Source organism: Pseudonocardia lutea (assembly GCF_042658055.1).
Classification (GTDB): domain Bacteria; phylum Actinomycetota; class Actinomycetes; order Mycobacteriales; family Pseudonocardiaceae; genus Pseudonocardia; species Pseudonocardia lutea.
The window spans coordinates 21,255-35,300 of the sequence record NZ_JBHSQK010000112.1 but is presented as its reverse complement, the minus strand read 5'-3'; the positions used below and the strand labels follow the sequence as shown (position 1 = coordinate 35,300).

The 14,046-nt window shown below is 75.3% G+C and carries 12 protein-coding genes; 8 read left to right on the top strand and 4 right to left on the bottom strand.

Annotation, left to right across the window (positions count from 1 at the left end):
- Positions 1-413 precede the first annotated feature (413 nt).
- The 3 genes from ACFQH9_RS30700 to ACFQH9_RS30690 all read right to left on the bottom strand — a co-directional run bounded on the left by ACFQH9_RS30700 (position 414) and on the right by ACFQH9_RS30690 (position 3,738).
- On the bottom strand, positions 414-920 hold the full coding sequence (locus ACFQH9_RS30700) for a winged helix-turn-helix transcriptional regulator (RefSeq protein WP_379571705.1): 507 nt from the start codon (positions 918-920) through the stop codon (positions 414-416).
- A 343-nt stretch (positions 921-1,263) separates the two neighbouring features.
- Complete coding sequence (locus ACFQH9_RS30695; protein ID WP_379571703.1) at positions 1,264-2,733, bottom strand: MFS transporter; 1,470 nt, start codon at positions 2,731-2,733, stop codon at positions 1,264-1,266.
- Positions 2,734-2,862: 129 nt separating this feature from the next.
- Positions 2,863-3,738 (bottom strand): LysR family transcriptional regulator, encoded by an 876-nt coding sequence (locus ACFQH9_RS30690; RefSeq protein ID WP_379571701.1) that lies wholly within the window; start codon positions 3,736-3,738, stop codon positions 2,863-2,865.
- A 69-nt stretch (positions 3,739-3,807) separates the two neighbouring features.
- Here ACFQH9_RS30690 and ACFQH9_RS30685 point away from each other — a divergent pair, with 69 nt between their 5' ends.
- The 7 genes from ACFQH9_RS30685 (at position 3,808) to ACFQH9_RS30655 (ending at position 11,511) form a co-directional block, all read left to right on the top strand.
- Complete coding sequence (locus ACFQH9_RS30685) at positions 3,808-4,707, top strand: EamA family transporter (protein ID WP_379571699.1); 900 nt, start codon at positions 3,808-3,810, stop codon at positions 4,705-4,707.
- A 7-nt stretch (positions 4,708-4,714) separates the two neighbouring features.
- Positions 4,715-5,137 carry a TIGR03618 family F420-dependent PPOX class oxidoreductase gene (locus ACFQH9_RS30680; protein ID WP_379571697.1) on the top strand — a complete coding sequence of 141 codons (423 nt, stop codon included), beginning with the start codon at positions 4,715-4,717 and terminating at the stop codon, positions 5,135-5,137.
- 289 nt (positions 5,138-5,426) lie between these two features.
- Positions 5,427-6,779 carry an ATP-dependent 6-phosphofructokinase gene (locus tag ACFQH9_RS30675; RefSeq protein ID WP_379571709.1) on the top strand — a complete coding sequence of 451 codons (1,353 nt, stop codon included), beginning with the start codon at positions 5,427-5,429 and terminating at the stop codon, positions 6,777-6,779.
- 27 nt (positions 6,780-6,806) lie between these two features.
- Positions 6,807-7,772, top strand: coding sequence for an MBL fold metallo-hydrolase (locus tag ACFQH9_RS30670; RefSeq protein WP_379571695.1), 966 nt, complete (start codon positions 6,807-6,809; stop codon positions 7,770-7,772).
- Complete coding sequence (locus ACFQH9_RS30665) at positions 7,769-8,467, top strand: DedA family protein (protein WP_379571693.1); 699 nt, start codon at positions 7,769-7,771, stop codon at positions 8,465-8,467. The genes ACFQH9_RS30670 and ACFQH9_RS30665 overlap by 4 nt, the downstream gene beginning before the upstream one ends.
- Entirely contained in the window at positions 8,464-10,662 is a 2,199-nt protein-coding gene (locus ACFQH9_RS30660; protein ID WP_379571691.1) for a phage holin family protein, read from the top strand. Before ACFQH9_RS30665 ends, ACFQH9_RS30660 begins: the two co-directional genes overlap by 4 nt.
- A 144-nt stretch (positions 10,663-10,806) precedes the next feature.
- Positions 10,807-11,511 carry an alpha/beta fold hydrolase gene (locus ACFQH9_RS30655; protein ID WP_379571689.1) on the top strand — a complete coding sequence of 235 codons (705 nt, stop codon included), beginning with the start codon at positions 10,807-10,809 and terminating at the stop codon, positions 11,509-11,511.
- Between the two features lie 9 nt (positions 11,512-11,520).
- Here ACFQH9_RS30655 and ACFQH9_RS30650 read toward each other — a convergent pair whose 3' ends face one another.
- Positions 11,521-13,011, bottom strand: a complete 1,491-nt coding sequence (locus ACFQH9_RS30650; RefSeq protein ID WP_379571687.1) for a long-chain-fatty-acid--CoA ligase — start codon at positions 13,009-13,011, stop codon at positions 11,521-11,523.
- Between the two features lie 240 nt (positions 13,012-13,251).
- On the opposite strand from ACFQH9_RS30650, the gene ACFQH9_RS30645 reads away from it, so the two are divergent.
- Entirely contained in the window at positions 13,252-14,043 is a 792-nt protein-coding gene (locus ACFQH9_RS30645) for a GIDE domain-containing protein (protein WP_379571685.1), read from the top strand.
- Positions 14,044-14,046: the final 3 nt, after the last annotated feature.

The window sequence follows — 14,046 nt, the reverse complement described above, 5'->3', positions numbered from 1 at the left end:
ACCCGTCGCCAGAGGGTCAGCTTTCAGCCGTCGTCAGCAAGGCCGTCGCTCGCCCGGCCCTTCCCACACCTGGCGAGGTGTCGTACAGGCCGTCGACCGGGTGTACGGCCGACCTTCTGGATGTGCGACGGCGCCGAAGCGGGTGTGCGGCCGACTGCCCCGGCTGTCCCGGCGGTCCCGGCTGTCCCGGCTGTCCCGGGTCCCCGGGTGCCCGCTGTTCCGCTGTGTCGGCCGTGTCGACTGTTCCGGCCGTGTCGACTGTTCCGGCTGTGTCGGCTGTGTCGGCTGTGCGGCTGTCCGGGCGGCCGGGTGTCCGAGAGGCCGGGGCGCGTGTGCCGGCCCGCGCCGCTGGGGCCGGCGACCACGCCAGCGAAACGCACGCACCACGCGGGAACCGAGGTGCAGCGGGTGGGTCAGACCGAGCGGAGGCGGGCGCCGGGGCCCGGGTCGGAGGTCAGCTTGGTCCGCGGCTCGATGAGGTGCCCCGCCTCGCAGCGCAGTTCGGCGTGCACCTCGGCGCCGCAGTCGGCGTGCCGGATCACCATCGGCTGCCCCGCCTCACCGGCCAGGTGCCGGTCGCCCCAGTCCCGCAGGGCCGTCATCACGATCCGCAGGTCCCTGCCGGCGGGCGTGAGCCGGTACTCGTGGCGCTCCCGGCGGCCCGGTTCCCGGTAGGGCACCTTCTCCACCAGGCCCGCCTCCACGAGGCCGGCGAGCCGGCGGGTCAGCACGTTGCGGGCGATGCCGAGGTGCGCGGCGAGGTCGTCGAACCGGCGGACGCCGTTGAACATGTCCCGCAGCACGAGCACGGTCCAGGCGTCCCCGATGAGGGCGGCCGTGCGCGCGACGGAGCAGGTCCCGCTGTCGAAGTCGGTCCAGCCCGGCGCGGGCGACCCCGGTGCGGACGCGGCGGAGGTCATGCGCGCCAGGGTAGCCGCGCGGCTGGGTTGCCGCCAGCAACCCTCGGGCGGCCGCCACACGCGAGCGCACCCCGACGGCTCGCGCACACGCGAGCTAACCCCCACGGTCCGCCCACATACGAGCGCACGCATGCCCGCGCACGCGCGAGCACACCCCGAGGGCCCCACACCCGCAGGCGTACCCATGACCCCCACGCGCGGGCGCACACCCCCACGCCCCGACACCTCGGGATCGGGAGCCCCGCGGCGCAGTGAGCCCCGCGGCGCAGGGAGCCCCGCGGCGCAGGGAGCCCCGCGGCGCAGGGAGCCCCGCGGCGCAGAGCCCCGCGGCGCAGGGAGGCCCTCAGGCGGCCGCCCGGCGGACCAGTGCGGGGTCGTTGCGCGGGTCCGAGGCGCCCTCGGGGGCGGGCGTGACCGCGGCGAGGACCATCGCCAGGACCGCGGCGACCGCCGCGGCCAGGAAGACCACGATGTAGGCCGCGCCGGCCGGCCGGACCTCGCCGCCGACGTCCATCACGAGCGCGGTGCTCACGGCCGCGACGACCGCCGTGCAGGTCGAGGTGCCCAGCTGACGCATGAGCGTGTTGAGGCTGTTCGCCGCGGCGGTCTCGGTCTCGGGGACGGCCCGCATGATGAGCAGCGGCAGCGCCGAGTAGGCGAGGGTCGCGCCGATGGCGCCGATGGTGGCGGTGGCGATCAGCAGCAGCATGGAGTCGGGCAGCAGCGCGAACCCGACGTTGCCCACCGCCAGCAGCGCGGTGCCGATCAGCAGGGTGATGCGGGGGCCGCGGATCCGGGAGATCATCGCCGAGGCCGAGGAGAAGACGACCATCGAGCCGCCGATGGGCAGCAGCACCACGCCGGCCAGGATCAGCGAGAGCCCGAAGCCGTAGCCCGTCTCGACGGGGGCCTGCAGGATCTGGGTCGCGAGCATGAACGTCGCGAACATCGAGAAGCCGATCAGCACCGAGGCGGCGTTGGTCAGCAGCACCGCGGGCCGTGCCGAGACGCGCAGGTCGACGAGCGGGGCGCGGCGGCGCAGCTCCCAGCGCGCCCACACCGCGAGCAGCACGACGGCCACGCCGAACAGGGCGAGCACGGTCGGGCTGGTCCAGCCCCAGTCCGTGCCCTTCGAGATGCCGAGCAGCAGGCAGACCAGGGCACCGGCGATCCCGACGGCGCCGACGGCGTCGAACCGGCCGCCGGTGCGCACGCGCGACTCCGTGACCAGCCGCGCGACCAGCCCGAGCTGGATCGCCGCGACCACGGCCGCGCCCGCGAAGAGCCACCGCCAGGAGGCCCACTGCGCGACGAGCCCGGTGATCGGCAGCCCGATGGCGCCGCCCACCCCGAGCGACGAGCTCATCAGCGCGACGCCGCTGCCGACCCGCTCGGGCGGCAGGACGTCCCGCATCAGGCTCATCCCGAGGGCGATGACGCCGAAGGACACGCCCTGCAGGACCCGGCCGACGATCAGCAGCACGATGTTCGGCGCGGTCGCCCCGATGACGGACCCGACGAGGATCAGCGCGATCGACACCAGCAGCATCCGGCGCTTGCCGTACATGTCGCCGAGCCGGCCGAGGACCGGCGCGGACACCGCGCCCGCCACCAGGGTCGCGGTGACCAGCCACGCCGCCGTCGACGGCGAGACCGACATGAGCCGCGGGAACTGCGGCAGCAGCGGCACGACCATCGTCTGGATCAGCGACACCAGCAGACCGCACGACGCGAGCACGACGATGGCCACGGTGGGGCGTGCGGGCTGTCCGGTTGCGGCGGAGGCGGGCGATTCGGCCAGGTCGGCGCTCACGAGGGGTGGGTCTCCGTCCACGAGAGGGTGCCCGATCAGGTGACCACGGCCCTGGACTCCGTCGCAAGGCGAAACCTTGCCTTTGCCAAGTAACTCACGCTGAACGGCTGTTCGGGAATACGGAGGACGCTACGGATCGGCGGTCGGAGCGCCGGTGACCTCCTGCACGAGCTCGACCAGCTGCGGCACGGCGGGGTGCGTCGGCGGGTCGGTCCAGACCAGCCAGACCGGCACCGGCGGGACGTCCGTCAGCGGCACGTAGGCGACTCCCGGGTAGCGGTGCAGCTGCGAGGTCGCGGCCGGGGTCACCCCGACGGCCCCGCCCGAGGCGATCCGCACCAGCCAGTCCTCCGTCGTGGCCACCCGGCTGATCTCGGGTCGGGAGCCCGCGGGCCAGAGCGACGCGGTGGTGGTGCCGGTGACCTGGTTGACGGCCACGGTCCGCCCGGCGAGGTCGGCCAGGGTCAGCGACGGCCGGGCGGCCAGGTCGCCGCCCTCGGACACCGCCGCCATCCGCCTCTCGTCCGGCAACCGCACGGTGCGGGTGCCGGGGACGCGCACCCGCCCGCGCAGGACGGCGGCGTCGACCCGGCCGTCGGCGAGCCCGGCGGTGCGGGTGTCGATCTGCACCAGCTCCAGCGGCAGGTCCGGATGCGCCGTGCGCCAGCGACGCAGCAGCTCCGGGGTGCGCCCGCCCAGCGCCGACCAGGCGTGCCCGAGGCGCAGCGGCACCCGCAGCCAGGCGCCGGCGCGGGCCGGGTCGAGCAGCGCGTCCACGGCCTCGACGGCCCGCCCGGCGTGCTCCCGGAAGGCCAGCCCCGCGGGCGTCAGCGCGAGGTGGTGGGTCGAGCGGTCGACGAGCCGCACCCCGAGGTGGGACTCCAGTTGGTGCAGGGTGCGCGACAACGCGGGCTGGCCGAGGTGCATCCGGGCCGCGGCGCGGGTGATCGTGCCGGCCTCCGCGATGGCGAGGAAGGCCCGCAGGTGCCGCAGGTCGGCGCTCATGCTCCGGAAGCATAACCAGCGCTGGAGCGGCATTTCCGCGGGGACGGTCCGGCTCCTAGCGTCGACCGGGTGACCGCTCTCGCCGCCCGCCGCGCCACCCGCTCGACCGGCCCCGGGCGGTCGAGCGCCGTCGGGCTCGTGGTGGGCGGCGAGTTCTCGATGCAGTTCGGTGCGGCCGTGGCGGCGCTGCTGTTCGCGCGGCTCGGAGCGAACGGCACGGTGGCGCTCCGGCTCGGCATCTCCGCGCTCGTCCTGCTGCTGGTCTGCCGGCCGCGGCTGCGCGGGCGCAGCCGGGCCGACCTGCTCACCGTCGCCGGCTACGGGCTGGCGCTGGGCGGCATGAACCTCTGCTTCTACGAGGCGCTCGCGCGGATCCCGCTCGGGGCGGCCGTCACGCTGGAGGTGCTCGGGCCCCTCGCGCTCTCCGTGCTGACGGGTCGCGGCCTGCTCGGCGCGGTCTGGGCGGTGCTCGCGCTGGCGGGCGTCGCGGTGCTGGGTGAGGCCGGGTTCACCGGCGGCCTCGACGCCGCCGGGGTGGGGTTCGCGCTGCTCGCGGGCGCGTTGTGGGCCGGTTACATCCTGCTGGCCCGGCGCGCGGGCCGCTCCTTCGCCGGGCTCGACGGCCTGGCCCTCGCCCTGGCCGTGTCCGCCGCAGTGGTCCTGCCGCTCGGGATCGCCGGCGCCGGGACCGCGCTCCTGGACCCCGTCGCGCTGGGCCTGGGCGCGGCGGTCGCGCTGCTGTCCTCGCTGCTGCCCTACTCGCTGGAGCTGCTGGCCCTGCGCAGCGTCCCGGCGACGACGTTCGCCGTGGTGATGAGCCTCTCACCGGCCGTCGCGGCGTTCGCCGGGGCGCTCGTGCTGGGGCAGGCGCTCACCCCGCTCGGCGCGGTCGCGATCGGGCTGGTGGTCCTGGCGTGCGCGGGTGCCGTCCGGTGGGGCGGGCGCCGGGACGCGGCCGTACGGGCATGATGCGGGCGTGACCGCACGCCCCCTGCGCACCCGGCTCGCCCCCGACGTCGTCTCCGAGGACTTCCGCGCCTTCTGGACCGAGCGGCACCTCGGCACGCTCGTCACCCTGCGCAAGGACGGCACGCCGCACGTCGTGCCGGTCGGGATCACGGTGGACGTCGAGGAGGGCCTCGCCCGGGTGATCTGCCGCGGCGGCTCGCAGAAGGCCCGCAACGTCGCCGAGGCCGGGCCCGACGGCGCCCGGGTGGCGGTGTCGCAGCACGACGGCCGCCGCTGGTCCACGCTCGAGGGCGTCGCCGTGGTCCGCGACGACCCCGGGTCGGTGCGGGACGCCGAGCACCGGTACGCCGCGCGCTTCCGCGTGCCCCGGCCGAACCCGGAGCGGGTGGTCATCGAGATCCGCGTCGACCGCGTCCTCGGTATGGTCTGAACCGATCCCGTAGCGCGGACCTGTCGGATCGCGTCCGGATCGGGCACGCTGGACGCACTTTCCGGGTCAGGAGTCCCCATCGTCGCGGGCCGGCCCGACCGGGGCACCGACATCGCCCCGGCGGCGGACAGCAGAGCACGCACGACCACGCAGAGCAGCACGCACCAGCATGCGAGGACCGAGGGACACGGTGAGCAGCGCACACGAGGCGGACCAGGCCGCGGGCAGCGCCGGCACGACCGACGAGGGCGCGGTCCCGGCCGCCGCGCCGGAGGCGCCGGACAACGTCGTGCACTTCTCGCGCACGCAGGCCGTCACGCAGGCCGACCTGGAGATCCGCCGGCTCGGGACCAGCCGCATCGACTCGCCGATGCTCGGCCTGCTCGACGCGCGGCAGACCACCGAGCACTACGTCGACGAGGACGACCGCGTCCTGCTCGACGACACCGTCGCCCGGGTCACCGCCCGCGGCGTGCCGGTCGACCGGCTGCCGGGCCTCGAGCCCTGCGGGCCACGGCGCAAGATCTACTTCGACCCGTCCAAGACCCGGGTCGGCATCGTGACCTGCGGCGGGCTCTGCCCGGGGCTCAACGACGTCATCGCCGGCCTGGTCCGCACGCTGACCTACCACTACGGGGTCCGGCGGATCGTCGGCTTCCGCAACGGCTACCAGGGCTTCATCTCCCGCTACGGCTACGACGAGGTCGAGCTCACCCCCGAGTTCGTCCGCGACATCGCGGTCGACGGCGGCACCGTGCTCGGCACCTCCCGCGGCCACCAGGACCCCGAGGAGATCGTCGACTGCCTCGAGCGGATGCACATCAACATCCTGTTCGTGATCGGCGGCGACGGCTCCATGCGCGGCGCGATGGGGATCGAGCGGGTCATCGCCGAGCGCAACCTCAAGATCGCGGTCGTCGGGGTGCCGAAGACGATCGACAACGACATCCCGTACATCGACCAGAGCTTCGGCTTCCAGACGGCGTTCTCCCGGGCGTCGGACTCGATCCGGGCGGTGACCGTCGAGGCCAAGTCCACGGCCAACGGGATCGGCCTGGTCAAGCTCATGGGCCGGCATTCGGGGTTCATCGCCTGCTACGCCGCGCTCGCCCGCAGCGACGCCGACGTGGTGCTGATCCCCGAGGTCCCCTTCGCCCTGGAGGGCGACACGGGTCTGCTGGCCCACCTGCGCCGGCGCGTGGAGCAGCGCGGGCACGCCGTGGTCGTCGTCGCCGAGGGGGCGGGCCAGGAGCTGCTGGAGGCGGCCCAGGCCGGCCGGAGCACGGACGCCTCGGGCAACCGCAAGCTCGGCGACATCGGCCGGTTCCTGCGGGACCGGATCGAGGAGCACTTCGACGCGGCCGGGGTCGAGACCTCCGTGCGCTACATCGACCCCAGCTATGCGATCCGGTCCGTGCCGGCGAACCCCTACGACAGCGTCTACACGGTCCGGCTGTCGCAGGCGGCCGTGCACGCGGCCATGTCCGGGCGTACGGCGATGGTCGTCGGCCGGGTGCGGCGCCGGTTCGTGCACATCCCGATGCCGCTCGCGGTGAGCAAGCGCAACCAGGTCGACCCGCACGGCGACCTGTGGCAGGCGGTGCTCGAGTCCACCGGCCAGCCGGTCCGGTTCGGCGCCTGACGCGGCGGAGATCCGGATACTGGCGGCGTGCCCCAGCCGGCCCTGCGCTTCCTCGGCCACTCGACCACCCGCCTGGAGCTGGGCGGGCGGGTGGTCCTCACCGACCCGGTGCTGACCCCGCGGGTGTCGCTGCTGCGCCGCGTCGTGCCGCCGCTGCGGCCCGAGGACTGGGCGGACGCCGATCTCGTCCTGATCTCCCACCTGCACGGCGACCACCTGCACCTGCCCTCGCTGCGGCTGCTGCGCCCGGACACCCGGGTGGTGGTGCCGCGCGGGGCGGCCGGGTGGGTGCGCAGGCGCGGGGTGCGCCGGGTCGAGGAGCTCGACGTCGGGCAGGAGCTCCGCGAGGGCGGGCTGCGGATCACCGCGGTGCCGGCCGCGCACAGCGGGCACCGGTGGGGACCGCGCTCCACCCGGGGACCCCGGTCGCCCGCGCTCGGGCACGTCCTGGAGGCGGACGGGCTGCGGATCTACGCCGCCGGGGACACCGACCTGTTCCCGGGCATGGCGGACGTCGCCGCCGGCGGGCCGCTGGACCTCGCCCTGCTGCCGGTGTGGGGCTGGGGCCCGAACCTGGGCCCGGGGCACCTCGACCCGGAACGGGCGGCCGAGGCCGTCGACGTGCTGCGGCCGCGGCTGGCCGTCCCGGTGCACTGGGGGACGTTGGCGGTCGCCGGGCTGACCCGAGCGCCCGCCGGGCACGGGGCGCGGATGCGGGCGCTGCTGCACGACCCGCCGCACCGGTTCGCCGCCGCGGCCCGGCGGCGGGGGAGCGCCACGACCATCACGATCGCCCGGCCCGGGCAGGACGTGCCGCTCGACGGCAGCGCCCCCGACACCGCCCCCGACACCGACCCCGACCCCGACCCCGGCCCCGAGCCCGGCGCTGCTCCGGGCCGCANGCCCGTTCGGGCGGACCTACCGCCCGAACGGGCCGTCCGTGCGGGGTGCGGACGGGGCCGACGCCGGGCACCGGGAAGAATGATCGCGTGACGGGCGCCCTCGCCGCGGACTGGACGAACCCGCAGGCCATCGGCTATCCGGTGCTGATCGGCGGCGTGCTGCTCGGTTCGGTCGTGCCGGTGGTGCCCACGGGTGCCGTCGTCGGCGCGGCCGCCGCCGTGGCGATGACGACCGACCACCTGTCGCTGCCCCTCGTCCTGCTGGCCTCGACGCTGGCCGCCTTCGTGGGCGACGTGGTGACCTACGGCGTCGCCCGGGTGGGTGGTGAGGCGGCGGTCCGGTTCGTCGCCCGCGGGCAGACGCCGGAGCAGCTCGCCCGCGCCCGGGTGCGGTTCCGGCGGCACGGCTGGCAGCTGATCGTCGTCGGGCGGTTGGTGCCGGCGGGCCGGATCCCGGCGCTCGTCGCCGCGGGGACGCTCGGCTACCCGTGGCGGCGGCTGCTGCCGTCCGCGCTGGTCGCGTGCCTGGTGTGGGCGGTCGCGTACGCGCTGCTCGGCATCCTCTCCGGCGGGCTGTTCGACAACCCGCTCGTGGCCACGCTCGTCGCCGCCGCGCTCGTCCTGGTGGTCGGCGCGGTGTCCGCCGGGGTCGCCCGGCTGGTGCGGCGGCGACGGGCCCGGCGTGCCCCGGCGGTCGTGCCCGGCGAGGCCGGGGAGATGATCGATCCCGCGGCCGGCCCGGCGCCGGGCGGCCCGCTGCCGCCGACCGACCAGGAGCGCCCGTGAACCCGCCGAGCCCGATCGTCCGCGACTACCGCGTGACGCCCGTCGAGCGCGGCCCGCTGCTGCGCGGCGGGCGCGTGGTGGCCCGGGTGGTGCTGGTGTGGGCGCTGGTCACGGCCGCGCTGCACCTGCTCGACGTCTGGCTCACCGGGTTCGCCATGGCCGGCTGGTGGCAGCCCACGGTCTGCGCGCTGCTGCTCGGCCTGCTCACCGCCGTCGTCTGGCCGCTGGTCCTGCGCGTCGCGCTGCCGCTCGCGCTGTTCACGCTCGGCCTCGGCAGCTTCGTGCTGCTCGCCGCGGCGGTGCTGGCGGTGTTCTGGCTGATCCCCGGCGTGGAGCTGACGAACATCCGCACCGCGTTCGTGGTCGTCGTGGTGATGACGGTGGTCAACGCCGTCGCCACCAGCCTGCTGGCGATCGACGAGGACGAGCTCTTCTTCCGCCGGGCGGTCCGCCGCAGCCGGCGCTCCGCGGCCCCGGAGCAGCAGACGCCCGGGGTGCTGTTCCTGCAGATCGACGGGCTGGGCCACGACACCGCCCGCCGCGCGGTCCGCGACGGGACGATGCCGACGCTGGCGCGCTGGCTCGCCGGGGGGAGCCACACGCTGCGGTACTGGACCACGGACTGGAGCTCGCAGACCGGCGCCGGCGTGTCCGGGATCCTGCACGGCGACAACCACGACATCCTCGGCTTCCGCTGGTACGAGAAGGACCGCGACCACGTGATGGCGTGCGCGCACCCCGCCGACGCGGCGGAGATCGAGCGCCGGCACTCCGACGGCCGCGGCCTGCTCGCCGTCGACGGCGCGAGCCGCGGCAACCTGTTCACCGGCGACGCGCCGCACTACAGCCTCACCATGAGCACGGTGACCGTGCTCGGCGGCCGGCGCTCGGCCCGCCGGCGCGACCCCGTCGGCGGCGGGTACTGGGCCTACTTCGCCAACCCGGTCAACGGCATCCGCACCTTCGCCGGTGCGCTGGTCGACGCGGTGCGCGAGATCGCCGAGGCCTCCGCCCAGCGGCGTGCGGACGTCCGGCCGCGCACCCACCGCGGCGGTCTCTACCCGCTCGCCCGGCCCGGGACCACGGTGATCGCGCGCGACGTCGTGGTGTCGGCGCTGATCGAGGACATGCTGGCCGGCCGCGCGGTGGCCTACGCGGACTTCCTCGGCTACGACGAGGTCGCCCACCACTCCGGCATCGAGCGCTTCGACAGCCTCGCGGTGCTGCGCACGATCGACCAGCAGATCGGCCGCCTGCACCGGGCCGCTCAGCTCGCCCCGCGCCCGTACCTGATCGTGTGCCTGTCCGACCACGGGCAGACCCAGGGCCAGGCCTTCGCGGACCGGTTCGGGGAGACGATCGAGCAGTACGTCGGGCGGCTGTGCGGCGCCCCGCCCCCGCGGCCGCGCCGGCGGCTGTTCGGGCGCACGCCCGCCGAGCGCTCCACCCGCCGCGCGACGGAGGGCTGGCAGGTCGGCGCGGCGCTGGCCGAGGCGTCGTCCGGCGGCGGGGCCGTGGCCCGGCGGCTGCGCGCGCGGGTGGAGAAGGCCGGGGCCTCGCCGGCGAAGCACCGGACCGAGTCGGGGAAGCCCGGCGAGGTCGCACGGGCCGCGCCCGGGGTCGTGGTGTGCGCGTCGGGGCACGTGGCGATGGTGTCGTTCACCGAGCACGAGGGCCGGGTCGAGCTCGAGACGATCGAGCGCGAGTTCCCGGACCTGCTGCCCTCGCTCGTCGACCACCCCGGGATCGGGTTCGTGCTGGTCCACAGCCGGGAGCACGGCGCGGTCGTGCTCGGCCGCGACGGCGTGCACCGGCTCGCGAGCGGCACCGTGATCGGCGAGGACCCGCTGGCGGACTACGGCGAGCACGCCCCCGACCTGGTCCGCCGGGTCGACACCTTCCCGCACTGTCCCGACATCATGATCAACAGCCGGTACGATCCCGCGACGGACGACGCCTCGCCCTTCGAGCCGCACGTCGGCTCGCACGGCGGGATGGGCGGCCCGCAGAGCCGCGGCTTCCTGCTCGCCCCGGCCGCGTTCGCCGACCCGGGCGAGATCGTCGGCGCCGAGCACCTGCACCGTGTGCTGCGGGGCTGGCTCACGGACCTCGGGCATCCCGAACCCACCGGTGACCGCCCCGCGCCCCGCGTGGCCGACGCGGTGGAGGAGGGCGCGGCCGCCGAGGTGCGCTGAGCGTTCCGAGGGTGACGGGAGCGCTGCCGCGGGAGCGGCCCGGTGCCCCTCGGAGGGACCGCCACGGCGGGTGAGCGCGCTTCCGGGGCGAGGACCCGGGATGGCAGGCTGGGAGCGCAGGTCCGCGAGGGGGCGGGAGGCGCGATGGGGCAGACGGTCGTGCTGGTGCACGGGGCCCATCACGGCGGCTGGTGCTGGCGGAAGGTGGCCCGCCTGCTCCGCGACGCGGGCCACGAGGTGTTCACCCCGACCCTGACCGGCGTCGGCGAGCGCGCCCACCTGCTCACCCCCGAGGTGGGGCTGACCACCATGATCCGCGACGTCACCGCGGTGCTGGAGGCCGAGGAGCTCACGGACGTCCTGCTGGTCGGGCACAGCCTGGGTGCGCTGGCGGTGCTGGGGGCGGCCGACCGGGCGCGGGACCGGATCCGCCGGATCGTGCTGCTCGACGGCCTGGTGGTCGAGGCGGGGCGGCGCGGGTTCGACGCCCTGCCCGAGGAGGTCGTGGTGCAGCGGGAGCTCGACGCCGAGCGGCGCGGCGACGGCCTCGCGCTCCCGTCACCGCCCGCCGGGGCCTTCGGCGTCACCGACCCGGACGACGTCGCGTGGGTCGAGCGGCACCTCACCCCGCAACCGTTGCGCTGCTACCGCGAGCCGCTGGTGCTCGACGGCCCGCTGGGTGCCGGGCTCCCGGTCACCTACGTGTACTGCTCCCGGCCGCCCTATCCGGTGATCGCCTCGTCGCACCAGGTGGTGAAGGACAGGGGCTGGGAGTGGCGGGACCTGCCCACGGGGCACGACGCGATGGTCACCGACCCCGAGGGCACGGTCGCCGCACTCCTCGCGTGAGCGGCCGGCCTACACCTCGGCCGGCGGCTCGACCTCGCGGCGGAGGATCTTTCCCGTCGGGCCCTTGGGCAGGGCGTCGACCAGCCAGACCGCGCGCGGGTACTTGTAGGCGGCGAGCCGGTCGCGGACGAAGTTCTTCAGCTCCTCCGGGTCGGCCTCGGCGCCGGGCTTGAGCGCGACCGCGGCGCCGATCTCCTCGCCGAGCTCGGCGTGCTTGATCCCGACGACGGCGGCCTCGGCCACGGCCGGGTGCTCGTAGAGGGTCTCCTCGACCTCGCGCGGGTAGACGTTGTAGCCGCCGCGGATGATCAGGTCCTTCTTGCGGTCGACGATCGTGTAGTAGCCGTCGGCGTCGCGGATGGCGATGTCGCCGGAGCGGAACCAGCCGTCCGGGATGGCCGCCTCGGTCGCCTCCGGGCGGTTCCAGTACCCCTTCATGACGTTCTCGCCGCGGATGGCGATCTCGCCGGGCTCGCCGTCGGGCACGTCGTTGCCCTCGTCGTCGACCACGCGCATCTCGCAGCCGCGCACCGGGAAGCCGATGGTGCCGGGCTTGCGCGGGCGGCCGGGCTGGTTGAACGAGGCGACCGGCGCGGTCTCGGACAGCCCGTAGCCCTCGAAGATCTCGCAGCCGAACTGCTTCTCGAAGGCCTTGAGGATCTCCACCGGCATGGCCGAGCCGCCGGTGATGCAGGTGCGCAGCGAGGCCATGTCGGCGCCCTCGGCGTCGGGGCTGTGCAGCATCGCCGCGTACATCGTGGGCACGCCCTCGAACACGGTGACCTCGTCGCGGGCGACGACCTGCAGCGCCTTGGACGGGTCGAACCGCGGGATCAGGGTCAGAGTGGCCCCGGCGACGACGGCGGCGTTGAGCCCGCAGGTGAGGCCGAAGACGTGGAACAGCGGCAGGCAGCCCATGATCACGTCGGTGGACGTGATCTCGATGAGGGTCTCGACCGTGGTGCGCGCGTTGGAGTCGAGGTTGTGGTGGGTCAGCTCGGCGCCCTTGGGCTGCCCGGTGGTGCCGGAGGTGTAGAGGATGACGGCGGTGTCGTCGTCGGCGCGCTCCACCGGCTCGGTGATCGGAGTGCCGGACAGCGCGGTGGGGCCGGTCGCGGGCACCACGATCCCGGGGATGCCGACGGCCGCGGCGGCCTCGGGCACGACGTCCCCCGAGCCGTCCCAGCCGTACACCAGGGACATGCCGGAGTCGCCCAGGTAGTACTCGACCTCGCGCGCCTTGAGCAGCGGGTTCATCGGCACCACGACGGCGCCGGCGAGCAGCGCGCCGTAGAACAGCACCGGGTAGGCGGGCACGTTGGGCAGCACCAGCCCGATCCGGTCGCCCGGCTCGATCCCGCGTTCGGTCAGGTCCCCGGCGACCGCGGCCGCCGCGTCGTGCAGCTGCCGGTAGGTGAGCACGTACTCGTCGAGCTTCACGGCGGGGCGGTCGCCGTGTTCGCGGGCGGTCGCGACGAGGTTCGCGGCCAGGTTCGTCATCGTCGACTCCGGGGTTACGGGCGGGTAGCTTGCCGGGACCCTATCGGCCTCCCCGCCCGGGTGCACACACTCGGGTGGCGCGCGCAACCGGACGATCCGGGCGCCGGCACGAGAGGTGGCTGAGGCCGGCTCCCGGACGGAGGCGGCGGTAGCCCGCACCCGGGTGGTGGTGCCAGCACACCTGTCCCGCCGCCCCGCGCTGCCTAGCGTTCCCCTCACCGCTTCACGAGGGGGACGACGATGCTCTGGTTCGGGATCATCCTGCTGCTCGCGGCCTGCGGCTGCCTGTGGGCCGCGGCCCGCTCGCAGCGCAGGGTGCACGCGATGACGGCCGCGGAGACACTGACGGTGCCGGAGCTGCTCGAGCTGCAGGGCATCTCGGCCGAGCTCGGCGGGCCGGGAGGGTTCCGCAAGGTGTGCGAGGTCGTCGGCGAGACGGCGCCGGCGCCGGTGGGGCTGCTGCGCTCGGAGCTCGCCGGGATCGAGTGCGTGTGGCACGCGCACCGCGTGCAGCGCCGCTACAAGCACTACGACCGCGACTCCGACGGCGACACCCGCGTGACCACCCGCACCGAGACCGTCGCCGAGCTGAGCTCGCCGCACGGCTGGGCGCTGCTGCGCGACGGGCACACCGTCGGCGTCGACCACGGCGGCCGCCGGCCCGACGGCGTCGAGACCGTCGTCGACCGGTTCGAGCCCGCGCACGACCACCAGCCGCAGGGCGCGCTCGCCGGGGCGATCTCGGTGCTCGGCGCGCTGGCCGGCGGCGACCGTGACGAGACGATCGGCTACCAGCACACCGAGTGGGTGCTGCGCCCCGGCACCCGGATGTACGTGCTGGGCGAGGTCGACGACCGGGACGGCCCGCTCGTGATCCGCCCGCCGCGCGACGGCTCCCCCTTCGTGATGTCGACGAGGACGGAGGAGGAGCTCACCGACTCCGCACGGAAGGGCCAGCGGATCTGGGCCCGGGTCGGGGCCGGGCTCGCCGTCGCCGGCCTGGCGCTCGTCGTGCTCGCGATCCTGCTGTAGGCC